The sequence below is a fragment of the Fibrella aquatilis genome, from assembly GCF_017353255.1.
In the GTDB taxonomy this organism is placed as follows: domain Bacteria; phylum Bacteroidota; class Bacteroidia; order Cytophagales; family Spirosomataceae; genus Fibrella; species Fibrella aquatilis.
Map to the genome: position 1 here is coordinate 130488 of NZ_JAFMYU010000010.1, position 24326 is coordinate 154813.

Consider the following 24326-nt stretch of genomic DNA (forward strand, 5'->3'; position numbering starts at 1 on the left):
CCACAAACTATGCCTTCCCCCATTGGATTCAATTTATTAGCCTGGTCGGCGCCAATCTCTGAGCAAATGGTGCCTATTGCCGAACGGCTCAAAACCATCGGTTACGACGGTATCGAATGCTTTATCGACAACCAGGATGTGGCAGCTTATGGCCGCTTTGGTACTGAACTACAACAACTTGGCCTGCGTAGCACGGGCGTGACGGTGGTAGGCCCCGATGCTAATCCGGCGAGCGAATCGGCAGCGGTAAGGGCCGCAGCGGTAGACTTTTTGAAGGGCACCATCGACCGCGCGCATGCCATGGGGGCTACCGTCATTTGCGGACCGATACATTCGGCATTTGCTACGTTCAGCAAGCGTGAACCCCAGCCTGAGGAGTACGCCCACAGCGCCGAAGTGCTCCACACCGTGGGCGACTATGCCAGGCAGGCCGGTATTGTGCTGGCAGTGGAGGCCCTGAACCGGTTTGAGTGCTACCTCTGCAACACCATGCCTCAGTTGCTTGGCTTGATTCAACAGGCCGACCACCCCAACGTGAGGGCCATGTTTGATACGCACCACGCCAACATCGAAGAAAAACGCTTCCCTGACGCTATCCGCACTATTGCGCCGGTGCTGACCCACGTGCATATCAGCGAAAACGACCGCGGTACCCCCGGCGACGGCAACGTGCGCTGGGACGACACCTTTCGCACCCTGGCTGAACTGAACTACACAGGCTGGATGACCATCGAAGCCTTCACCCGCAACGACGTCGATTTTGCTAACTCCATCAACGTCTGGCGCGAATATGACGACCCCTGGGCTATTGCCGAAAAGGGGTTCACATTCATTCGCGATATGCAGGAAGCGCATAAAATATAGACACAAAGGCATGTCAAATACAGAGGCACAGAGGATTTACGGATAACATGGAGCAGCATACTGACTGTCAACGTCAGCGTAAAAAATCTCCATGCCCTTCGTGAATCCTCCATGCACTTGTGCTTGATAGAACCTTTGCCCCCCTTATGAACATTCCCTTTCGCTTTGGTGCCGAGGCCTATACCTGGTTTATGAACAACAATGGGCAGACCCATGCCAACCGCATGGGCCATATGATCGACGTAACGGCGCAGGCTGGTTTTGCGGGCATTGAACCCATCTTCAACTGGATGAGCGACCTGCCCGACGCCCAGCGACTAGCCCCGAAACTGGCCGAAAAAAAGGTTGAACTGGCCGCCATTGCCCTGGCGCTGGACTGGAACGGCCCCGACGAAACCGATGAAGAACGTATAGCTGCCGATCAGGCCATTGCGTTGCTGAAAGCCTTTCCGGGGGCGTTGCTCTGCACGGTACAGAAACCTACGGGGCGGCACGACCTGGAAACCCGGCGGCAGAATCTGGTCAGGATCGTGAACCAGGTGTCGCGGCGGGCGGTCGATCAGGGGGTGCCGTGTACATTCCACCCCAACTCGCCGCATTCGTCGATTACCCGCACAGAAGACGACTACCGGGTTATTCTGGAAAGCCTCGACGCATCGGTGACGGGCTGGACACCCGACGTGGGGCACCTGATCAACGGCGGCATGGACCCACTCACCAAGATGAAAGAGTACGCCCCGCTCATCAACCTGGTACACTTCAAAGACTGGAACGGCAACCCCGAATTTGCCCTCCTGGGCACCGGCAAGGTCGATTTCGTGGGCATTACCAACTGGCTCATTGAGCAGCAGTATAGCGGCTGGATCATCTGCGAAGACGAAGGTCCCGAAGCCATGGACGACCCCGACGGCGTTACCCTCCACGACGGCCGCTGGGTGTATGATACGCTGTTGCCTTCGGTGAAAGAGCGAATGCTAAAAGAGTGAAAAAGTGTGGTCCGGCACTCTTTCACCTTTCACTCTTTTGCCATTCACTCGTTCACTCTATGCCTCACCTTACCACCAACGGCATCAGCCTTTATTACGAAGAGCGCGGCGCGGGCGAACCGCTGCTGCTGATTATGGGCATCACGGCCCCCGGCTCGGTCTGGCAAAAACATGCCGACTTTTGGCAAAGTCAGTTTCGATGCATCATGCCCGACAACCGGGGCGTAGGCCGGTCAGACAAACCCGCCGGACCTTACACCACTGCCCAAATGGCCGACGATTATGCCGGGCTGATCGATCAGCTGGGGTTAGGAAAAGTCCGCGTTGTTGGGGTGTCGATGGGAAGCACCATTGCGCAGCAGCTGGCCCTGCGGCATCCCGACAAGGTGCGCTCACTGGTGCTGATGTGTCCCTGGGCACGTTGCGACCGCACTGCCGAGGCCATCTTTCGGCATATGGCCACGATCAAAGCCCGCCTCCGACCAGCCGAGTTTGCCAACTATATACAGTTGCTGATCTACGCTAAACCAAGTTGGGACGATGATGCCCTGTACGCCGATTTCTTGGCAGGCCGGGCCGCCGCCGAAACCGATTCGTTGCCTCAGCCTTTGCACGGGCTGGAGGCGCAGGCCGAGGCGTGTATCACCCACAATACCTTGGCCGAGTTACCCCAGCTAATGCAGCCGTGTCTGGTGATTGGTGGGCGGCAGGACATTTTCACCCCCGCCTGGATGGCCCAGGAGGTGGCTGGGGCTATTCCCAACGCCGAACTGCACCTCTACGACAATGCCGGACACGCCTTTCACTGGGAATGCATAGACGACTTCAATTCCAGAATAGCGAACTGGCTACTAACTCATTAACCAGCCCGCTACGTCCAGTTGCGTTTCTTAGACAAGCGCGTTGTAGGCCATCACCAACACGCTGGCGTTGATAGATGAGAATAAGATCGAAGCGATGCTATCTGTTGCTTCGGCTATGGAGGTATCATGCCTGTGCCGGTAAAGGCGAATCATATGCCCCATAATCAACAGGACATTGATACCAGCAACACAGATACAGAGAAAGGCAATCATGCTGGGCTGTGTGACGATTGTAGGATTAAACCTACACACTGCCCAGTCAGTGCTGAAAGCATATTTATTAATGGGTTGCCAATGATGCAATACTTATCGACTGGCCTGTTATAGTCTCATCACCGCACCTTTTTAGCTGATAGCTATTTCATCTTCACCAGTGTGACACCTGCACCGCCACGGTCAGCGTGTTCGTCGGCCATGCTGGCAACCTGTTTGTAGGACCGCAGGTGGTTGCGCACCAGTTGCCGCAAGATGCCGTCGCCTTTGCCGTGTACAATGCGCAGTTCGGGGTAGCCCAGCATGAGCGCACTGTCCATAAACCGGTCTACTTCGCCCAGTGCTTCTTCCCCGCGCCTGCCCCGAATGTCGAGGTTGAACGAGAAATTGAGCATCTTCTCGTTGATGTCAACACCCTGCGTACGGGGTGCCTCGCGAATACCCACGGCCTCGCGGTAGGTCTTACGGCTTACTTTTTCGAGGCGGTTGAGCTTGATATTCGACTTCAGATCGCCAATGCGTACTTCGGCGTCTTTGCCGCGCAGAGTCAGTACTTCGCCAATGGCTGTTTGCCCTTCAATACGCACGTAGCTGCCTACCGTAATAGGGCTGCCGTCTGTTTCGTATTCTTCCTCGGGCGTCTTCGGCTTTTCGGGCTCAACGATGACTTCGGGCTTCAGTGCGGCCTGTTCAAAGCGCTGAAGATCAGCTCGTACCAGGCGCGTAGCATCTTTGTCAGCTTTCGATTCCTTGATCTCCCGAATGGTCTGTTCAATCTTTTGGTTGGCCTCCTGCACCAGCGTTTTTGCCTTGGCTTTGGCCGTATTGATCAGCTGCTTCTGCTCGTTATCCAGCCGGGTTTTCAGGGCGGTATATTCGGCGAGTTGCTGGGCCACCTTGCGCTGATTGATGCTGATATCGAGGTTTTTTTCGGCAAAAACGCGCCGTTCGATGTCCAGTTCTTTCAGCAGCTTTTCAAAGTTCACTTGTTGCGAACCCAGCTTTTCTTTAGCCCGGTCAATGACGGCATTGGGTAGGTTGATCTTGCCCGCAATCTCAAACGCAAACGACGAGCCGGGGCGGCCCATTTCCAATTCGTAGAGGGGTTCCAGCTTCTCGCCATCGAACCGCATAGCCCCGTTGATGAGACCCGGCGTTTTGTCGGCAAATACTTTCAGGTTGGTGTAGTGGGTGTTGATTACGCCAAACGCCCCCGACTTGTTCAGTTCTTCCAGGATGGCCTCGGCAATGGCCCCACCCTGCCCCGGTTCGGTACCCGTGCCAAATTCGTCGATCAGAAACAGGGTACGCTTGTTGGCCCCCACCAGAAACTGCCGCATGTTGGTCAGGTGCGACGAGTAGGTACTCAGGTCGTTTTCCAGCGATTGCTCATCGCCGATGTCGATAAACAGGTTCTGAAACACGCCCATATCCGAGTGTTCGGCCATGGGCACCAGCAGGCCACACTGCACCATGTATTGCAGTAACCCAATGGTTTTCAAGGCAATAGATTTACCACCGGCGTTGGGACCGGAGATAATCAGAATCCGCTGACGTTCATCGAGCTGAATAGCCAGCGGCACCACGGGCTTGCCCTGTTTCTGGTGCGACAGGTATAGCAGCGGGTGTCGGGCGGCGGTCCAGTTCAGCACGGGGCGGTTCATCACCTGCGGCATACCAGCCTGCAATTGCCCCGCCAGTTTGGCCTTGGCTCGGATGAAGTCGATCTGCGCCAGAAAGTTAATAGCCTTGTTGAGGTCGGGTAAAAAAGGCCGGATATGATCAGTCAGCGCCAGCAGGATGCGGTACACTTCGCGGCGCTCTTCATACTCCAGTTCGCGCACTTCGTTGTTACCGTCGAATACCTCAGCGGGTTCCACGTACACCGTTTTGCCGGTATCTGATTCGTCGTGGATGAAGCCGCGAATCTTGCGTTTGTGCTCGGCTGCCAACGGAATTACCAGCCGCCCCCCACGAATGGTCAGGCCCAGGTCGTCGGGAATCCAGCCCTGTTGGCGGGCGGTGCGCAGCATGCCGTCGAGGCGTTTGCGGAGATTGGCCTGCTCCGAAATAATGCGCCGCCGGATGTTGGCCAGTTCGGGCGATGCGTTGTCGCGCACATGGCCGCGATCGTCAATAACGCGTTCCAGGGCAGCCAGCAGGGCTTTATCGACGGTGACGGGCGCGGCCAGTTCGGTCAGAAACGGGTATTGGTCTTCTTCCTGATTGGCCAGGAAACGCAGGCAGTCCTGAATGGTCTTCAGAGCCAGCTTCAGGTCGAAAAACTCGTCTTCCATCAGCGTGATACCTTCCACGCGGGCCTTCTGCAACTGAGGGCGCACGTCGAGGTAGTTACTTTGCGGAAAATCGGGTTCGTACTGAACAATCTGCGTAAACTCGTAGGTCTGCCGCAGCAGTTTATCAATCAGTTGGTGATTATCGGAAAAGCGAATCTTGTCCACGTAATCCTGCCCCAGCGGCGAGATACAAGCCTGTCGCAGCAGTTCGCGGATTTTATCGAAACCAAGTTTTTGTTCGAGGGTATTGGGGTAAAGCATTATTTAACGCTCTTCGCTACGCTGAGCAGGTCTTCGGCGGGCATGTAGCCCATTACCTTTTTCACCACGCGACCGTTGCCGTCGATGAACAGCATGGTTGGGTAGCCTTCCAGCGGGTATACCTGCGACAGGGCCGGGCCTTCGCCTTTTTCCATGTCCATCTTCACGTTGATAAACCGCTTATTGAACACGTCGCCCACGGCTTTCTGCGTGAAGGTGTTTTTCTGCAACAGCTTGCAGGGACCACACCAGCTGGCATAGGCGTCGAGGAAGATAACTTTCTTCTGAGCCTTGGCCTGCTTCAGAATGTCGGCCCAACGGGCTTCGGTAAACTGGATACCCGTTTTCGTATCGTCATTGGCGGGAGCGAAAGACGTGGCCGTGAAAAGAACAAAGAGGCAAAGACTAGCTAGGCGGATCATACAGTGGCATTTGGTTTTAGATGCAAAAATAGTCAATAGTCATAAGTCGTAAGTCTGAAAAGTCGTAAGTGGCCTCGCGACAGCAACCTAGCGCACGAAGTCACTTGCGACTTTCCAGACTTACGACTTTCTATTCATAAACGACTATTTCTCCGTACTCGTATTCCAGTCGGCATCTTCAACGTGGGTGGCTTCGGCGGGGGCTTGGCCCCAGGAGGCACGAGTGTTCTCGTCGATGTCGGCTTGTGACGGGCCATTGTCGTCGGTCTCGGCTACTAATTCGTCGGCGCTTTCTACGTCGTCGGCTACGCTGTCGTTCACACCTTCGCTGTTTAGCTTGGAAGGCAGTTCGTTGGTTAAGTCTTTGTCGTTAAGCTGCGCCAGGTCGGGATGAGTACCCATGGTGCTATGCATTTGCTGAGCCGCATTCGACTCGGTGCTCTCTTTGCGGATGTTGCTTGATACGCTCATGACGTTGATTGATTTGGTTATTAATTGGATGCTGGACGTTGGACACTAGACGTTGGATACGTTACTGTAAACGTCCAGCATCCAGTGTCTAACATCCCATTAGTACGCTGGCTGGTTATCCAGTGAAGTGCCTGTTTCGGCAATGTCTTTGTCTTCTTTTTCCTGCGTCGCATCTTCGCCAGCTTCTGTCGGCGAATCGACACTTTCTTTGGCTTCCTGCTCTGCATCGGGCGTTTTCACTTCGGCGTCAGAGGCATAATCGTCGGGACCTGCGGTGGTTACGCTCACGGTGCTGGTGTTGGTTTTGCCCTCGCTGGCGGCGGCATTGCTCACGGCGGCTTCGGTTACTTCCATGGTGCTGTTGTCCATGTCACCCATGCGCAATACGCCGTTTTTGCTGTCCATATCCTGGCTGCCCATACCCCGGTTGTTGCGGCCATCCTGTCCGCCCCGCACATCCTGGCTATCCAGCCCGTTGGCCGAGTTCTCCTGCTGTTCGGTGTTAAGGTTGTCTTTGGCGCGGGCATCCGGCTCCGTATTATCGCTGCCCCGGGGGGCTTCTGTCTGTCCATTGATCTGCGCATCATCGCGCAGCACGGTTTTTTCGTCGGGTTCCATAACGTGATTACGTTGCGTTGGTAGTAGAGCCGAAACTGACCACCCGGAAAAAGGTTGTTCTATCTTAGGCAGTGACCCAAACAGGCCTTTTAATAAATAAGGATTTCCCGTTTTGCCTATTCCCAAAGTAAACCTACATATTTGACAGTGTAACCGCCTGAAACGCCTGCGTAGCCCAGCATAGTGTATGGTTTCTACTGTGTGGCAGCTCGTTTTAGGTTACCCCCCGAAGTGATTCTACAATCTTAATAGTTGGATAAAGCGTAATTGAAAAGCGAACCGGCTCTGCCAGTTCGCTTTTTTGTTTTCATACTTTTCCTTAATATCAATAATGAAGTCAATACCCTGAGTAACATCGCAAATTATACTTAGTGCAACACCATATATTCTACAACTACTATTAAGTATAACATGTATGTTCAGGTAAAAATGTGAACATTCAGCAGTCTGCTAGTGAGAATTACATTAAAAATTTGTGAAATTTGCCTAGCCGGTACAATACCGGTACGTCTAACCAATCACAAACTTCTTCTCAAATAGCATGATGAGAAATTTACTCAAACTATGGCTGTTGCTGTTGTTATCTGTGCCTGCATTGGCTCAGTCTCAGGCAGTTACAGGCAAGGTCACTTCATCAGACGATGGCTCGGCCATCCCCGGCGTCAGCGTAGTCATCAAAGGCACTACGCGCGGTACGACCACCGACGCCAACGGTGCGTTTCAGGTTACGGCCACCGACAAGTCGCAGTTGACGTTCTCGTACGTGGGCTTCAAAACCGTGACAATAACGGTGGGCAACCGCAGCACGATTGACGTGAAACTGGAAGCCGACGCTTCTTCACTGAACGAGGTAGTCGTAACGGCCCTGGGTGTGGTACGCCAGCAAAAAGAACTGGGTTCGGCCACGGAAGTGGTAAAAGCCGAGAAAATCACACAGGCACGAGCCGCCAACCTGGCGCAGGCGCTGTCGGGTAAAGTGGCCGGCCTACAGATCAATACCATCAACAATGGCGTTGATCCTCAAACGCGGATTGTACTACGCGGCAACCGGTCGTTGCTGGGCAACAACCAGGCGCTAGTGGTTATCGACGGTACGCAGGTGCCACAGGAAGCCATTAACTACGTAAACCCTAACGACGTAGAGAACGTGTCGGTGCTGAAAGGAGCCAACGCCGCTGCCCTGTACGGTTCAGAGGCGTCAAACGGAGCGATCCTGATTACGACCAAGAAAGGTGCGGCTGGTGCCCCCCGGATCACGTTCGGTAACACATCGTCGATAGACCAGATTGGCTTTATGCCCAAGTTCAACGAACGCTTTGGTGCGGGTACGGAAAGCTACAGCCGAGAGTACATTCCATTTGAAAACCAGAGCTATGGTCCTGAGTTTGACGGATCTATTAAGGAGTTGGGGCAACCGCTGGAAGATGGCACTATTGCCAAGGCAGCGTACTCAAACATCCCCAACGGCCGTCGCAACGCGTTCGACAATGGGTCTGTTATTCAGAACGATATCTCGCTGACATCCGGTGATGCCAATGGCAGCTTCCTGATTTCGTTACAGGACGTGAACACAACGGGCATTACGCCGGGCGACAAGTCACGTCGGACGGGTGGCCGCTTCAACGCCACCCGGCAGTATGGCAAGTTCAGTGGCTCGTTCAACATCGATTACCGTATCAAGGAAGTTGACAGGACCAATTCAAATTTCTATAACAACATTCTGAACACGGCCAGCAACATCGACCTGAATGAATATCGCAACTGGCGGCCCCTGCGGCTGGACAACGGCCAATTGAACCCAGCCAACCCCAATAACTATTTTAACGATTACTTCGACAGCCCATTCTTTGCTAAAGATATTAATCGGGAAAATTCAACGAGTCGGGTATTGACGGGTAACTTCCAACTGAACTACGAAGCCACCTCATGGCTGAAGTTCCTGTATCGGTTCGGGGTAACTAACCAAAGCAGTGACGGCAAAAACACGTCGGCAAAATATGGTTATAGCGCCTTCGCCAAAGCCCATATCTACCGGGCTAAAGACCTGCCGGGTTCTGTTTCTGACTTTTCAAACAACAACCAGCGCATCAACCAGGATTTCTTCGCCACGTTGCAACACACGCTCGGGCCTATTAAAGCAACATTGATTGCCGGTACTAACCTACAAGAGCGCCGATTTAAGCAGACATCAAATAATGCCAGTGCGCTGGTAATTCCTGATTTGTATAACGTAAGCAACCGCGTTGGCGAACCAGGCGTTGCGGAACGTACGGCTATGGCCCGCCTGGTGGGCGTGTATGGTGACCTGACGCTGGGCTACAAAGACTTCCTGTTCTTGCATATGTCAGGTCGGAATGACTGGAGTTCAATTCTGGCCCCACAAAACCGGTCATTCTTCTACCCCGGTGCCGATATTTCGTTTGTGATGACCGACGCTATTCCGTCGCTGAAAAATGGCAACTTCCTGAGTTCTGCCAAGATTCGGGCTGCTGCCACGCGGGTAGGTCAGATTAACCTCCCCGGCGACTTTGGTGCCTATCAGTTAGAGACCGTTTTCAACCCCGGTGGTGGGTTCCCCTATGGTGGTCTGCCTGGTTTTACACTGGGCAACGTAGCTAATAACCCCAACATTCAGCCTGAATTCCTCGACTCGTATGAAGTGGGTACCGAATTAGCATTCCTGGGCGACCGTGTTACGCTCGATATGTCGTACTACACGCAGCGGAACACCAACCAGACCGTGCGTATCGACGTGTCGCCGGCCACGGGTTATTCAGGAGCGCTCATCAACACGGGCCGGTTGGATAACGACGGCTTCGAGATCGACCTGAAAACTACGCCTGTCCGGCTTGCCAACGGTTTCCGCTGGGATCTGGGCATCAACTACTCGCGGGTTAGCACCAAGGTTGTCTCTATTGTAGAAGGCCTTAAGGAGATTAACCTTAGCGATTATTACAACGCTGTCAACTCAGGTCTATACCAGATTTTCGCCGTTGAAGGGCAGCAGTTCCCGGTGGTGAAAGTGGTGGGTTACGAGCGTGAGCGCGATGCCGCGGGCAACATTATTCCGGGTGGCCGCGTAGTGGTTGACCCTGCTTCGGGTTATCCGCTCAAAGCCGCCGAACTGATTAATCTGGGCCAAACCAACCCACCTGACCGTCTGGGCATCAACAGCACCCTGCGGTATAAGGGCTTCGCCTTGTCGGGCACGGCCGAATACCGGGGTGGAAACCTGATTGCCCACGGTCTGGCCGAGTCGATGTGGTTTACGGGCGCAGCCTATGCCACCACAACCTATGGCCGTGAGCGGTTTATATTCCCCAACTCGGTAACCAAAAACGCCGACGGTACCTATGCCGCCAACACCAGCATTGCCGTGAAAGATGGTGGCCTGGGTGCGTTTGACAGCAACCTGCGCAACTTCGGCGAGAACTTCGTCACGAGTGGTGCCTTCTGGAAACTGCGCGAACTGGCCATTTCTTACACCGTGTCGCCTGCCTTGTTGCAGAAAACCCGTTTCCTGAAAAGCGCCAACGTGGGCCTGGTGGGTCGTAACCTGATCACCCTGCTGCCCAAAGAAAACATCTACACCGACCCCGAATTCAACAACAGCACGTCGAACGCGGTGGGTGTCAACGCCACCTCGATCACGCCGCCGCTGCGTTCGTATGGCTTCACGCTTCAACTTGGTTTTTAATCAACAGACAACACAATCATGATGCATAAATTTAAACTTGTTGCGCTGCTGGTCGCCCTGCTGTCGGTGAGTAGCTGCAAAGAGGGGTACCTCGACATTAACAAAAACCCCAACAGTGCCACCAGTTCAACGCCAGATCTGATCTTGCCGGCGGCGCTGAACGCTACGGCAGCAGGCATGGTGGGGGCCAACGAGATTGGCCATTTCTGGGCCGGCCAATGGTCGCCTTCGGGTAGCGTGTCAGGCTTCAACCCTGAAAAGACGTATGACCTGCCCTCCAACTTCCGCACGGGCCTCTGGACCGGGGCCTACGATAACCTGTCTGACTACGACGTGATCGAACAGGCCGCCACGACCAGCAAGCAGCCTGCCTTTGTGGGTATTGCCAAGGTGATGAAGGCGTTTGTGTTTCAGCGCCTGGTCGATACCTACGGCAACGTACCATATACGGAAGCGCTGAAAGGCACGGCTGTGCTTCGTCCCAAGTACGACGACGCGCAGGCCATTTATGATGATCTGTCGAAGCAACTCGACGCTGCCGTGACGGCCCTGAAAGTGCCCATTGCCACAGAAAACCCGTCGCCGGGTGCGAGCGACATTGTGTTTGCCGGCGACATGGCTAAGTGGGTACGGTTTGCCAACACGTTGAAATTGCGTATTCTATTGCGCCAGACCAATATTGCAGCAAAAGATGCCGCCATTAAGGCTGAAGTCGCTAAAACAGCGGGCAACGGCGGTTTCTTGGCGGCAGGTGAAAACGCATTGTCGACGCCAGGTTATTTGAAGTCGGCTGGTAAGCAAAATCCTTTCTATGAAAACTACGGCTTTACCCCCGCCGGTACGTTGTCGGGCAACCATGACTTCTACACCAACGCTGATTTCTTCATCACGTTTCTGTCGAGCAACGTTGACCCACGCCTGCCCCGTTTCGCCACGCTCAACAACGCCAACAGGTATGTGGGTGTGCCCTTCGGCGATGGTAACGACGCGTATCTCTACGCCAAGACGTCAGGGTTTGGACCAGCCATCCTGAAAGGGTTTGACCAAAAGCAGGTGCTGATGCAGTCGGCCGAGAGCTTCTTTCTGCAAGCCGAGGCGGCACAACGTGGCTACCTGGGCACGTCGGCCAAGACGCTGTTTGAAACCGGCGTGGCCGAGTCGTTCAAGTTTCTGGAAGTGCCCGATGCCGCTAAAGCCGCTGCTGCTTACGTAGCTGACCCTGTGGCTATCCGCAACTTCGATGCCTCGCCAAACAAGCTGGAGGCCATCATTACCCAGAAATGGGTGGCACTGGGCGCGTTTGGTGGGTTTGAAGCCTGGGCCGAATTCCGCCGCACGGGCTTCCCCAAAGTGCCCCTCTCGACCCGCGCCGTGGGTACTAAGCAGCCCGCCCGGTTCCTGTATCCTAACCAGGAGTTAGGCACCAACGAGGCCAACGTGAAAGCACAAGGCACCATTAGTCAGTTCGACACCAAAATTTTCTGGATGAAGTAATTCATTCATAAACTAAATCATCAATCATGAAAAAATACATTCTAACGGGCTTTTCGGCATTGAGCTTGCTGGTAATTACCAGCGGCTGTCTGCAAGACAAAGGCTATACTGACATTATTAATGCTACGGGTGCGCAGCCCATTGTAAGTATCTTTGGCAGTGGCAGTGGTAGCAAGGTGCTGGGGATCGATTTCAAAACGACACCTGTAGCGACCGAGTTATTCTCTGTAAACCTAGGCTCACCAGCCGTGCTAACCTCCGACGTGACAGCCACGGTAGCCGTAGACCCTACCCTACTCACGGGCACGGGCCTGGAACTACTGCCTGCCGATACTTACACGATCCCCTCTACGCAGGTGGTGATCAAGGCCGGACAGCGCGATGTACCGTTTGTAGTGAACTTCAGTTCGTCGAAGATCAACCTGGCAAAGTCGTACGCCTTGCCGCTGACTATCACAGCTGCCAGCGGTGCTGTTGTGGCCTCGAACCTAAAGAGCGTAGTGTATGCTATCAAGGTGAACAACATCTACGCAGGCAAGTATCAGGCTACGGGAACGTTTACACACCCTGTTAATGGCCCACGACCTATCAATCAGGAAAAAGTGCTGAGCACTATCGACGGCACCACCAGCGAAACTAATTTCGCCGACTTAGGTGGCAGCGGGTGGACAATGCAGCTGAAGATCAACGCCGACAATACCGTTACGCTGATCCCGACGGGTGCAGCCAACACAAGCACCAAGCAAACAGGTGTGAACAAGTATGATCCCGCGACCAAAACCTTCACCCTGAATTATTTCTATCCAGGCGCAGGTGGTAACCGCGAAATCACCGAGACAATTACCAAGAAGTAATCCTGGTTGATTTCTCAACAACGCAAAAGGCCCCTGCCAGTACTGGCAGGGGCCTTTTGCGTTACAGTTAGCTCGTTACTTCACCATCACAACGGCCAATATCTGCGTGCGGTAGTTGGCACTGATAATCACGTTGCTGGGTACACTCTGAATCGTAACCGGTAGCGCGTAGGGGCCACCGGTAGTGGGTACCTGTCCACCCACATACGAAATATTGATCGTACCGATGCGGTTGCCGGGGTTAATTGTCACCGAAGCCGGTAGCTGATAGGCCGTGGCAGGCAGCAGCGTGTAGGGCTTGGCAATAGTCTTGTTGTAGGCCGTGAGCGCCGCCGGGTCAACCACCACCCCAACCTGAATGGCTTCGGTGGGAGGGTTTGGCGAGGCAATGTTGATATCGAGTGGACGAACCGTTGAGGCAGCGCCGAGCGATACCGTGTCACGCTTCAGAATGCTCCGATTAGCAACGTAGGGAATTTCGGCGACGTAGCCAGATCCGGCAAAGTCTACAAAATGCTCGTCGTCTTTCAGGCACGAAGATAAACTAATGGCTACACTCGCGGCCACAACGACTTTTAAAAAATTATTCATGGTGTTTGCTTGTGTTTGCGGATTACTTAATCCAGAAAATCTTGCTCGTAAACTGGTTGATCGTGCCCTGGGCGTTTACCACCGTGGCATTGGTACTGAACTCGGTCTGCGGGTAGAACAACCGAACCGGAATCTGCTTCACCGACGTGCTTGGCTCCTGCGAGATCGGGATGTCGGTGGGCAGGCCCAGACGGCGGTAGTCAGCCCAGGCCTCGAAGGGTGCCAAGCCATTCTCCGAAATCCATTTCTGGGTAATGATCGTGGCAATCTTGTTGGTCGATGCGTCGAAGTCCACATTGGCAACGCCTTTCTGGGCCAGGTAAGTGGTGGCTTCAGTGGCAGTGCGGCCTGCATTTATGAATGACTCCGTTACGGCAGCCTGGTAGAGCGCCTTGGGCGTACCCGTGATTAGGCCACGCTGCGCTGCTTCGGCCTGCATGAACAAGCTCTCGTGCGACGACATAATTACCGCAGGCTTATCTACACCCGTGAGCACACCTGGACCAATGTCAGACACGAGGCTGTTCACCAGCACGTCGATAGTACCGAAGTAGGTGCCATTGAAATTGGTGCCCGTGCCACCCACCGGCCGGTAGTATGCGCCAATGCGCGGGTCGTTGGTTTGCTTCAACACTGACAGCGCATAGCCATTGGCTTTATATTGGTTGTTGGTCGTGGTGGGCGAACCGTTAACCGCATAGAACGCACCATAGAGCGGATTTTGCTGGTTTTGCGAGTTCACATAGCCCGGGTTCACCTGCGCGTTTTCGCCCGCTCCCAAGAAGCCATAGCCCGACGATTTGATCGTGGCGAACTGCGTCTGGAGGTAAGCAGCCCGGTCTGTTTTCTCTGTTTGGCGAAGCAAGATTCTCAATTTCAGCGTGTTGGCAAACCGCTGCCACTTGGCAATGTCGCCCCCAAACATGATATCGTTGGTGCCGGGGTTGCGCGTACCTGCGCCTTTTGCCAACAGGGCCAAACCTGCGTCTATCTGCTTGATCAGATCGTCGTAGATATCCTGTGCTTTGTCATAAGTGGGCGTGATGGCCGTTGTACCCTGCAACGCCTGCGTGTATGGAATGTCGCCGTAGGTATCGACTAGGATCTGAAAGTGATAGGCTTTCATGATCTTGCCCATGCCCTGCAACAACGGCTGATTCAGCGTGGCACCCTGCTGATCGATGTAGTTGTAGTTTTTCAGGTTGACGTACCCGTTGGTCCAGATACCCTGGTTAAAACTGTTCGTAAACTGATAGTTCTTATCCGACAGGTTGATCGAATAGTTGCCGCTCCAGTTCCAGTAGCCCATCCAGAGGTTCAGAAAATAGAAGCTCGTGGTCATGTAGGCCCCGGTGTTGGCCAGGGCGTTGGGCAGAACCAGCTCGGGCGTGGCGGCCGTTACCTGGTTGGGGTTGTTGTTGATGTCGAGAAACTCCTGCTTACATCCAGCCTGCGCCATGAGTAAAACAGCTAGTAACCCGGCAACGGTATTTTTTATAGACTTCATTGTTGCTTGTTGAGTTAAAAATTAAAAACCAACCGTTACCCGGAATCCGTAGAACCGCGTGGGCGGTGCCTGATATTCGGTTGTTACGCCCACGGCGTTGCTGGTATCGTTGGCATTGTTACCACCCGAAAACTCAGGATCGGTGAAGACGTTGGTTTTGGGACGCAGCATCAGCAGGTTACGGCCCGTGAAGGCGATGTTGACCGTGCGGATGAACTTAGTGTAGCCCAAAATGTTGGCCGGAATGTCGTAGCCAATGGCGGCTTCGCGCAGTTTCCAGAAGTCGGCGCTCGTGACGTAGCTATAGCCCGCATTGTGGTAGGCTGAGTTGGTCCAGAACGTCAGGTTGCCGTCTTTGGTCGTGATGTTCGTGTTGGGCGTAATGGCCGTAGACCCGTCGGCGTTGGTACCTACCGTTACTGAGTTGGGGAACACAAAGTTCTGCCGACCAGCATATACCGACCTGATGCCCGCACCCGTAAACTCAAGGGCGTTGCCCAGGGCGTTGTAGATCACGGCACCACCGCGGTATTCGACTACTGCATTCAGCGACAGGCCTTTGTAGCGGAACGTGTTGCTCCAGCCAAAACGCGTGGTTGGCTGAGTAGTACCAGCGTACTTCAGGTTTGGGTCCAGAATGGGATAACCCGTTGTGGCACTCACCACTGGCCGACCAACATACTGACCGCTGGCGTCATAGTTTGGCGCTTTAGAATCAGTATTCTGTATCCGTTGGATATCAGTCACAAATAGTGCTGGGTATGCATAGCCTTTAGCGAAATAAACGTCCGATCCTACACCGTTGGCGTAAGGCAGGTTACCACGCGGTAGATCCTTATAAATGTCATCGACGTTACTCTTCAAGAAGGTAAAGTTCACACTGGCATCCCAGTTGAAGCTACCCACCGACACCAGCGGCTTCTGCGTACGCAGATCAAGTTCAATACCGCTATTAGTCATTGAACCCGTATTAATCAGCGCCCGGGTGTAGCCCGTTGCCCGCGACACGTCGATAGGTACGGTTTGATTGGTTGTTACCGTGTTATAGTAGACAGCCTCCAGCAGGAACCGATCAAACAGGCCCAGTTCCAAACCCACTTCTTTGTTTAAAGTAAACTCTGGCTTCAGGTTAGGGTCATTCTGCGTATTGCCCAGTTCGAAACCAGCCTGCCCACCGTATGGGAACGCCTGACCACCCGTAACGATATTAACACCAGGGTTAAACACGTTCTGCAACTGGTAAGGTGCTACGTTTACCTGCCCTACCTTAGAAATACCGCCTCGCAATTTCAGATATGAAATAACCCGGTTGTCTTTCAACGACGGCACCATGTCGCTCAGCACCAGTGAGGCATCAACGCTGGGGTAGAAGAACGTCCTGTTCGACGGAGCCAACACCGACGTGTAGTCCTGGCGACCGGTGGCGTGTATAAACGCGAAGTCTTTATAGCCCACAGTGAAATCACCAAAGAAGCCTACCAATCGATTGCTGCCGCTATATTCAGACAGTACGGGGTTACCCAAGCGGTTGGCCACGTTGTATACGCCTGGTACCACCAACGCGGCGGCATAGTCATAGGTACTACGGCGGAACTCCTGGCGCGTTTGCTGACCCAAAATCAGGGTTGTGGTAAAGTCACCAAACTTAGGGTTCATGGTCAACAGCAGGTCGCCGGTGAAACGCGTGAACAGTGATGTCCGGTCGGTTACCTGTGCATTGGCACGGCCGGTTGACGAGGCAATGTTGCCAGCTTCCCAGGGGTCACTGAGGGCATAGTCGGAGAAAGTCACCTCAGCAACGTGCGACTTGAATTGCGAGTTACTAACCTGACCACCAATACGATACAGAGCTTTAAACCAAGGGGTAAGCTGATACGCTACATCGGTTGATCCCTGAATAGTATACAGGTCAGTTACCTGCCGTGAATTGTCGCCCGTGATCTGCCAGTATGGATTGGGGTAGTAGGCGTTATAGTAACCATTTACGTCCCCGTAGGGCGAGTTGATATCATTGAGCGGGTAGCTATTGATGGGCGCGTGAGCCTGTTGGTTCAGCACGTTCCAATATACAGGACGGCCCTGGTTGAAATCACCGTTTTCTATGTTGGTGTTCTGGTAGGCAAACTTCAATGCACCCGTCACTGATAGTTTGTCTACCGACCGGCCACCGTTGAGGCCAATGGTGGTCCGCTGGTATTTATCATTGGGGATAATACCCTTCTGGTCAACGCGTTGCAGGCTCAGCCCAAAGAAATTCAGCCCATCGCCAATGCGGTACGACACATCATGCTGCGAGGTAACGCCCGTTTTGAAAAACTCGCGGCGAGGATCTTTCGCAGGTGATGAATAAGGTATTTTTAGCGTGTCGATGCGCACGTTACCGTTGGCATCACGAACCTCAACGCCATAGCCCAGGGGCTTGATCGAGCCGTCGTAGGGTGTACCAAAGCTCTGATTTTCATAGGGAACGTAGGTACGGCGGTAATTGCGATCATAGAAAGGCAACCCTTCACCACCATTACCGCCAAACTGCGTTTGCAAACCCGGCATGTAGGAGATACTCTCAAATTGCGTATTGTTACCATACGAGATTTGCGGCTTGGTATTCTTTGTTCCTTTCTTGGTGGTAATCACGATTACCCCGTTTGAGGCATCGGAACCATAAAGAGCTGCCGCGCTCGGGCCTTTCAGAATGTTGGTCTGGTCAACGTCGTTGGGGTTAATCGTATTCAGGAAGTTTATATCCGACACCACCCCATCTACCACCAGCAGGGGTTGATTATTGCCCAAAAATGAGCGGTTACCACGCAACGAAATTCGCACACCAGCACCTACGCCGTTGTTGGTCGTGCTGATCTGCAAACCAGACACCTTACCCGACAAACCGTTGGCAATATTGACCGGTGCTGCCTGGTTAATAGCCGCACTACTCACCTTGGCAATGGACGTGCCTAATTCGCGTTCGGTCCGCTGAATACCGAAAGCCGTTACCACCACTTCGTTGAGACTAGTGGCATCGGGTTTCAGGGTGACATTGAGCGTGGTCTGGTTGCCCGTTACGACCTCTTGCGAGGTAAACCCGATGAATGAGTATACGATGGTGACCGTACCAGCCGGCACCGAAATTGAATACTGCCCGTTGCCATCGGTGGTGGTACCCCTGGTAGTGCCTTTCAGGGTCACGCTCACGCCGGGTAGTACGGAGTTATCCTCGCCTGAGATGACGCGCCCGGTGATAGTCCGGTTTTGCGCCAATGCGGGCAGACTTAGCAGGCACAGCACTAGCTGCGCCAACATTAAAAGTTTTCTCATTGGAGATGAGTAGTTTGGTGAAAAAGCCAACAAATCACATTTTTAGTAACTCAAATTTAACAGTCCGTTAGTGTGCTAACCAAATATTATTCACACAATTTTCAGCATAAGATTTTGGCAAATGCGCTTTTTACCTACATAATATTTTGTTTTACTGTAACTAACAGGTAAGTACTCAAAATAAAAAATGCCCAACGCTTTCAGCATTGGGCATTTAGCTAAGCAACAATACTTAGGTCAATCAATTAACTTCATTTAACATACGCTGGGAAACTACCTGACCGCCTTTTAATTCGGTCAACAGCTCATCGAGGTTTACTGTGGCAAAGCTGCTGGCGTAGTCAGACATAGCATAAGGAATGATGAGCTTATTCTGATACACCTGCCCACCGCAGCTGTAGACCACGTTGGGCACATAGCCCTCGCGCTCGTTGGCATCAGGGCTGAGTAAGGGTTCGCTCATACGACCAATCACTTTCGAGGGGTCGTTCAGATCCAGCAGAAACGCGCCGATGGCATACTTCCGCATGGGTCCCACGCCGTGGGTCAGCACCAGCCAACCGGCCTCGGTCTCAATGGGTGAGCCACAGTTGCCCAGCTGAACATACTCCCAAGGATAAGTAGGTTTGGCAATGAGTTCTTTGGTTTGCCAGAAGTATAGGTCGTCGGAATACATTAGGTACACGTTCTCGCCGTCCTGCCGCGATAGGGTGGCATAGCGCCCGTTAATCTTGCGCGGAAATAGAGCCATGCCTTTGTTTTGCACCTCGGCCCCGTTGAGGGTACTGACGGCAAAATGGGTAAAATCGGTGGTCTCCAGCAGTTGCGGAAACGTAACCCGCCCGTTGTAGGCCGTGTAGGTGGCATAGTAGGTGATCTTACCGTCGTCGTCGCGGAACTCCACAAACCGGGCGTCTTCAATACCGTTGGTTTCGTTGGGCGAATACGGAAAAATGCAGCGCTCGTCCAGGCTCTGATCATCGTCGAAGTGCATCTCGTAGTTCGACCGGGCCAGGGCCAGCAGGCCGCTCGTGATGGTGTCGTACTCGGCGTTGTGGCGGAATTGGCTCATCACCCGTTTCACCTGCGCCTCTAGGTCGGGCAGGGTAAACTCATCGCTGAGGCCCGCCAGTATGCCTTCCGAAATGCTATTAATCAGCCGCAGTTCGTACAATTTCTTGACGAAGATATCTTTTTTAAACTGCTGACTCACAATCAGTTCCGGCGAAGTCACGTGCCGCGATGGCTTCTGCAACACAATATCGCCCTCGTTGTCAACGTAGCCCGTGCGGAACGAGATTGATGAGATGTGGCCTTCGCCAGTAGCCCGCAGGCTAAGAATGAACCGCTTATAGCCCGCAGGCAAGTTGCTCTGATCGGGGTGCCAGATCATCGACGGATTGAACAGTGCCGCCGATTCCAGCGAATATTCCATAGTGAAATAGGCACCCAACAACAGCTTCCGCTCCATCAGCAGGGGTTCGTCGGTGAGCAGGTGTTCTTTCACTTGCTCAAACCGGTTCAGAAAGAAGCGCTCCAGCCGGTAGTGCCGCCCGCCAAATTCGCGGATTACTTCTTCCAGCTTCACCTCCACCTCGTCGTCGGTTAGGGAGCTGACGCGGGCAATAATTTTCAGCACGCGGCTGCTGTTGCCCAGATCAAACGGACGGTAGAGAACACGAGCAGGATCGGGGCGCAACACAATGCCCGTACGAGTGGCTTTTATTGGCATGAAGAAGGGGAGTTCAATGTTTAACGTTAAACATTGAACTCTATAGATGTACCCTGCTAAGATAAGCTGCCTACTGTTGCCCGCACAAACGATTTTTCAAGCAACGGCTTCACGGCACTCTGTAAGTCGGTGAGTGCCAGCAGGTAAGACAGCGTCGATTCGGCACCCTGGTTCTGATTGGCCCGGTCGATGTGCAGACCATCGCGGCAACCGCCTGTCAGTGAGTCGTAGAGGGGTAAGCCCAGGTCATTATGGCCTGTAAACCAACGGAATATGCGCAATGCTCGGCGGTGCCATTCGGGGTCGGCAGTAAACTGCCAGGCGGTAAGGCAGGCGCTGATGGTGCTCTGCGCTTCCAGCGGCTGCTGATCGAAATAGGCGCGGGTGAGGCCTTTACTGTAGAAACCGTCTGAACCGATAGGCTGGAAATGGCCTTTCCCGATCCGGCTGTTGTCGGGCGTGGCCGAGGCTGTTTGCTGGTCTACCAACCACACAAGGGCCGTAAACCCAATAGCAATACCTTCTTGGTTATCAGACACCAGTAGCGCGTGGGCCAGCACGGCGTTGTCGTAAGCAAGGGTATTTTCAAACCAGCGCCAGTCGTCGGAGGCTGTTTCGTGATACCGGAAGATGAGCTTGCCCACCAGCTTTTGCTGAATAGACTTGGCCAGCCGGTCGTCGCTGAATCGTTTGAGGTACTCGTGAATACCCAACAAGGCAAACGCCCACGACCGCGGCGATTCCATCCTGACGGCGCTGGGCAGCACGTTTTCCATCAGGGTCATGGCCCAGGTGAGCACGTTTTGCTCGTCAGACCGGCCAATGCAGGTGCCCAGCGCCCAAATGGCCCGCCCGGTGCTATCTTCCGACCCTACCTCTTCAAGCCAGCGGCGGTCGTAGCTCATAAAATTCCGAAACTGCCGCTTTTCGGGCGAAAAAGCATAGTTCAAAAACGCCATGTACGTATCGGCCAGGGCATCAATACGACGGTCGTGCAACCCTGTTTCTTTTAACCACATGGTCAAAATCAGGGCGCGGGCATTGTCGTCAGTACAGTAGCCTTCTTCGTAGAAAGGCAAATGATACCGGGCGTGCTGAATAATACCCGTCGAGTCGCTGAGGCGGTAAAGATGGTCTAGCTTCAGGGTTGGCAATTGCAACCCGCCGTTGCTGCTGCCCGGAAACAGGCTCTGCGTGGCCCGCATCCGTTCCAGCCGGGCTTGTCCAAACGAGTCGGCATATTGTTTGATCACGTTTTCCCAGATCATCTCGCGGCCCATGAGGTAGCCCCGTTTGCGCATGGCGTGGCGCATTGGCTCGTCGGTGAGCAAATTGATAACCTGGTCGGCAATGGCTTCACTATCGCTAAAGGGCACCAAAATACCTCGGCCGTCGGCCAGGAGTTCTTCGGCATGCCAGTAGGGCGTTGAGATAACAGCCTTGCCCACCCCTACCGAATACGCCAGCGTACCCGACGTGATCTGGGCGGGGTTGAGGTAGGGCGTGATGTAGATGTCGGCGGCCCCTAGAAACTCAAGCAGGTCGTCAAGCTCCACAAACTGATCGTAGAACGTTACGTGGTCGGCCACACCGTTATCCTGCGCCAACTGCTTCAGGCTGTCGCGGTAGGCCTCGCCTTCATGCCTGATCAGGTGCGGATGGGTAGCTCCCAGCACCATATACACTACGTTTGGAAACTGCTCGACAATGCGCGGCAGGGCGTTTATCACGTTTTCGATGCCTTTATTCGGCGACAGCAGCCCGAAAGTGAGCAGCACCTGCTTGCCTTCCATATTGAACCGATCTTTGTAGAAATGAGGATCTACAAAGGGCATGTCGGGAATGCCGTGGGCGATTACGTCTATTTTCTCGTCGGGGATTTCGTAGATCGAAGTCAGAAACTGCCGTCCCTTTTCGCTCATGCAGACTACCCGCGCCGATAGGTCGGCAATGGCCTTGAGTGTAAGCAGTTGATCTTGATCGGGGTTTTTCAAAATAGTATGAAACGTGCTCACGATGGGCATCTTCAGGTTGCGCAGCAACGTCAGAATATAGTTGCCTGCTGTACCCCCATAGATGCCATATTCGTGCTGCAAACACACCACATCAACGTTTCGAGAGTTTAAGAATTCGGCGGCTTTTTTGTACGATTCCAAGTCGTGCTGAAAAAACTCGTAGCGCACTTCGTCTGGGTAATCGTAGCCTTCGGTGGTGTCATTGACCGATACTACCCACGGGCGGGCACCGGGAATAAACGTGGCGTAGGACTTGTAGAGATCGGCGGTAAATGTGGCAATGCCGCACTGCCGGGGCAGGTAGTCGCCAATAAATGCCACATTTTTAGGTTGAACAAAGAGGCTTGGCGGGGTTTGGGTTGAGGTGTTCATGGCGTCGAGTAACCTGCTTTATAAACCAAAAGTGCTATGGGTCAACACATAAGCAGGTCCTCTTATAACGCACTTAGGCCCGTTTGGTTTGCATTATTTACAGAACGGACCCCATGCAAAAAGCCCCCCGCAGGCGGCGGGGGGCTTTGGTATGAATTGGTTTCCAGATAACCAGATTAGGCTATGCTATTGCTTCAGCAGCCGGATCACTTTAGTTTGATTGTCGGTTTTTACCTGGTATAGATACACGCCAGTAGGCAGGTTACCGCCTTCAACGCCCAGCTTATAGGTACCCGCCGCCTGCACTCCGTCCGATTCGGTATGCCGGATCACGCTGCCCCGCGCATCGGTCAGTGTGTGTTTCACGGCACTAGCGGTGGGCAGAGTATACTCAACCGTGGTCAGGTCCTGAAACGGATTTGGCGATGCCGACACCATCAGCCCCGTACCCGGCTCTGCCGAACGGGCCGACACCGGCGCAATAGTGGCCTGAAATACAGAACCGGCGCGGGCCTCGAAACCAGGTTGCAACACAATGGCCTTACCAGCGGTGTAGGTAGCCGTAGCCTGTTGTTCCACTACGTTCGTGGCCGAAATGCGCTCTACGGCTTTCAAATCGTAACGAGCGTTGGCCCGCACCGACTTGCTGACAATGGCCTGTTGGTCAATAGCCTGCGCGTTGGCCGCCACAACGACCAAACAAAATGAGAGAGAAAGTAGCGTCTGTTTCATAAGCGAAACCGGATGTGCCGGTCGATACGACAAGTTTACCCATTTTTACCATAAAATGTTTACTAGCCATCAAAAAATCGGGATAATTCAGTAACCGTTTTATCAGGCGTTGCGTTATGCCAATCTAACTTAACCAGCCCCTTTCGGGCACCAGCCAACCGGATCCAGCACATGAACATTGAACAAGTACGCGAACAACTCCACCTGCTCATCGACGAAGTTGACGACCTCTACGTTCTCAACGGCCTCTACCGCAACCTCGCCGCCGACAAACGCCAGCGCGACCAATATGAGAAGGAAAAGGCGAAGAAGGCGGTGAAGAAGAATTAATGAATAATGAACAATCGGTCCGCCGATGCGGTACAATGAGCTTACGCATCTGTTTGGTTGGCGCGTAAGCTCATTGTACCGCATCGGCGGACCGATTGTTCATTATAGATTGTACATTAATTCTCTCCCTCAATCTCCCTCCTCAACTGGTCATACCACGCTTGGCCGTAGGCGCGGACGAGGGCGTTGCTGACGAATTTATAGACGGGTACGCCAAGTTGCTTGCCGAAACCACAGGCGGGACTGCAAATGGGCCAGCGGTCGTAGTTTAAGGCGTGGTATTGCTCGTATTTGGTTACGCGGATAGGGTATAGATGGCACGAAATAGGCTTCGGCCAGTCTATTTTGCCGTCGTTATAGGCCGCTTCAATGCCGCATTTTAGGATGTTTTTTTCGTCGTAGATAGCGTAAACGCACTCGCGGCCACCCACGGTGGTGGTCACGTAGTCGCCATCGCCTTCCGCGTCGATGTCCTGTTCATACAGCCCCTGCGCTTCGATAGCCGCAATACCCGCCGCCGACAGGTAGGGTTTCACCGCCGGATATATCTCCTGTAGTTTGGCCAGTTCGTCGCGCTCTAATGGGGCACCGGCGTCGCCTTCTACGCAGCAGGCACCCTTGCACTTATCAAGATTGCAGACAAAAAATTGCTCGGCGATGTCGTCACTGATGACGGTGTTGTCGATGAGGATCAT

At 53.6% G+C, this 24326-nt stretch carries 19 protein-coding genes; 7 read left to right on the top strand and 12 right to left on the bottom strand.

What is annotated here, in order from left to right; all coding sequences use genetic code 11:
* The first annotated feature begins 9 nt into the window (after positions 1–9).
* The 3 genes from J2I48_RS14005 (at position 10) to J2I48_RS14015 (ending at position 2713) form a co-directional block, all read left to right on the top strand.
* Positions 10–864, top strand: coding sequence for a sugar phosphate isomerase/epimerase family protein (locus J2I48_RS14005; protein WP_207336090.1), 855 nt, complete (start codon positions 10–12; stop codon positions 862–864).
* Positions 865–1010: 146 nt separating this feature from the next.
* Positions 1011–1850: a sugar phosphate isomerase/epimerase family protein gene (locus J2I48_RS14010; RefSeq protein ID WP_207336091.1), complete on the top strand. Its 840-nt coding sequence runs from the start codon at positions 1011–1013 to the stop codon at positions 1848–1850.
* Between the two features lie 59 nt (positions 1851–1909).
* The gene (locus tag J2I48_RS14015; protein WP_207336092.1) at positions 1910–2713 is read left to right on the top strand and encodes an alpha/beta fold hydrolase; all 804 of its coding nucleotides are present in this window, start codon (positions 1910–1912) and stop codon (positions 2711–2713) included.
* A 27-nt stretch (positions 2714–2740) separates the two neighbouring features.
* Here the strand turns inward: J2I48_RS14015 and J2I48_RS14020 are convergent, their stop codons facing one another.
* The 5 genes from J2I48_RS14020 to J2I48_RS14040 form a co-directional block, all read right to left on the bottom strand.
* On the bottom strand, positions 2741–2926 hold the full coding sequence (locus J2I48_RS14020) for a hypothetical protein (protein ID WP_207336093.1): 186 nt from the start codon (positions 2924–2926) through the stop codon (positions 2741–2743).
* A 143-nt stretch (positions 2927–3069) separates the two neighbouring features.
* A complete protein-coding gene (locus tag J2I48_RS14025) occupies positions 3070–5484 on the bottom strand; it encodes an endonuclease MutS2 (RefSeq protein ID WP_207336094.1) in 2415 nt (804 codons plus the stop codon).
* A complete protein-coding gene (locus J2I48_RS14030) occupies positions 5484–5906 on the bottom strand; it encodes a thioredoxin family protein (RefSeq protein ID WP_207336095.1) in 423 nt (140 codons plus the stop codon). Before J2I48_RS14030 ends, J2I48_RS14025 begins: the two co-directional genes overlap by 1 nt.
* Positions 5907–6050: 144 nt before the next feature.
* A complete protein-coding gene (locus J2I48_RS14035) occupies positions 6051–6377 on the bottom strand; it encodes a hypothetical protein (protein ID WP_207336096.1) in 327 nt (108 codons plus the stop codon).
* Positions 6378–6476: 99 nt separating this feature from the next.
* Entirely contained in the window at positions 6477–6995 is a 519-nt protein-coding gene (locus J2I48_RS14040) for a hypothetical protein (RefSeq protein ID WP_207336097.1), read from the bottom strand.
* A gap of 541 nt (positions 6996–7536) precedes the next feature.
* Between J2I48_RS14040 and J2I48_RS14045 the strand changes: the two genes are divergently transcribed.
* From J2I48_RS14045 to J2I48_RS14055, 3 genes are read left to right on the top strand one after another with little or no spacing between them, the layout of a single operon-like run.
* Complete coding sequence (locus tag J2I48_RS14045; protein WP_207336098.1) at positions 7537–10692, top strand: SusC/RagA family TonB-linked outer membrane protein; 3156 nt, start codon at positions 7537–7539, stop codon at positions 10690–10692.
* Between the two features lie 18 nt (positions 10693–10710).
* Positions 10711–12186, top strand: coding sequence for a SusD/RagB family nutrient-binding outer membrane lipoprotein (locus J2I48_RS14050; RefSeq protein WP_207336099.1), 1476 nt, complete (start codon positions 10711–10713; stop codon positions 12184–12186).
* A gap of 26 nt (positions 12187–12212) precedes the next feature.
* Positions 12213–13040 carry a BT_3044 domain-containing protein gene (locus tag J2I48_RS14055; protein ID WP_207336100.1) on the top strand — a complete coding sequence of 276 codons (828 nt, stop codon included), beginning with the start codon at positions 12213–12215 and terminating at the stop codon, positions 13038–13040.
* Positions 13041–13115: 75 nt separating this feature from the next.
* Here the strand turns inward: J2I48_RS14055 and J2I48_RS14060 are convergent, their stop codons facing one another.
* The 6 genes from J2I48_RS14060 to J2I48_RS14085 form a co-directional block, all read right to left on the bottom strand.
* The gene (locus J2I48_RS14060) at positions 13116–13631 is read right to left on the bottom strand and encodes a DUF1735 domain-containing protein (RefSeq protein WP_207336101.1); all 516 of its coding nucleotides are present in this window, start codon (positions 13629–13631) and stop codon (positions 13116–13118) included.
* Positions 13632–13653: 22 nt separating this feature from the next.
* Complete coding sequence (locus J2I48_RS14065; protein ID WP_207336102.1) at positions 13654–15138, bottom strand: SusD/RagB family nutrient-binding outer membrane lipoprotein; 1485 nt, start codon at positions 15136–15138, stop codon at positions 13654–13656.
* 21 nt (positions 15139–15159) lie between these two features.
* Positions 15160–18450: a SusC/RagA family TonB-linked outer membrane protein gene (locus tag J2I48_RS14070; RefSeq protein WP_207336103.1), complete on the bottom strand. Its 3291-nt coding sequence runs from the start codon at positions 18448–18450 to the stop codon at positions 15160–15162.
* Between the two features lie 241 nt (positions 18451–18691).
* A complete protein-coding gene (locus J2I48_RS14075; RefSeq protein ID WP_207336104.1) occupies positions 18692–20182 on the bottom strand; it encodes a glycoside hydrolase family 130 protein in 1491 nt (496 codons plus the stop codon).
* A gap of 56 nt (positions 20183–20238) precedes the next feature.
* Positions 20239–22569: a glycosyltransferase family 4 protein gene (locus J2I48_RS14080; RefSeq protein WP_207336105.1), complete on the bottom strand. Its 2331-nt coding sequence runs from the start codon at positions 22567–22569 to the stop codon at positions 20239–20241.
* 186 nt (positions 22570–22755) lie between these two features.
* The gene (locus tag J2I48_RS14085; RefSeq protein WP_207336106.1) at positions 22756–23301 is read right to left on the bottom strand and encodes a T9SS type A sorting domain-containing protein; all 546 of its coding nucleotides are present in this window, start codon (positions 23299–23301) and stop codon (positions 22756–22758) included.
* A gap of 171 nt (positions 23302–23472) precedes the next feature.
* Here J2I48_RS14085 and J2I48_RS14090 point away from each other — a divergent pair, with 171 nt between their 5' ends.
* Positions 23473–23631 (top strand): hypothetical protein, encoded by a 159-nt coding sequence (locus tag J2I48_RS14090; RefSeq protein ID WP_207336107.1) that lies wholly within the window; start codon positions 23473–23475, stop codon positions 23629–23631.
* 116 nt (positions 23632–23747) lie between these two features.
* On the opposite strand, the gene J2I48_RS14095 is transcribed toward J2I48_RS14090, so the two are convergent.
* Positions 23748–24326 (bottom strand): DUF3109 family protein, encoded by a 579-nt coding sequence (locus J2I48_RS14095; RefSeq protein WP_207336108.1) that lies wholly within the window; start codon positions 24324–24326, stop codon positions 23748–23750.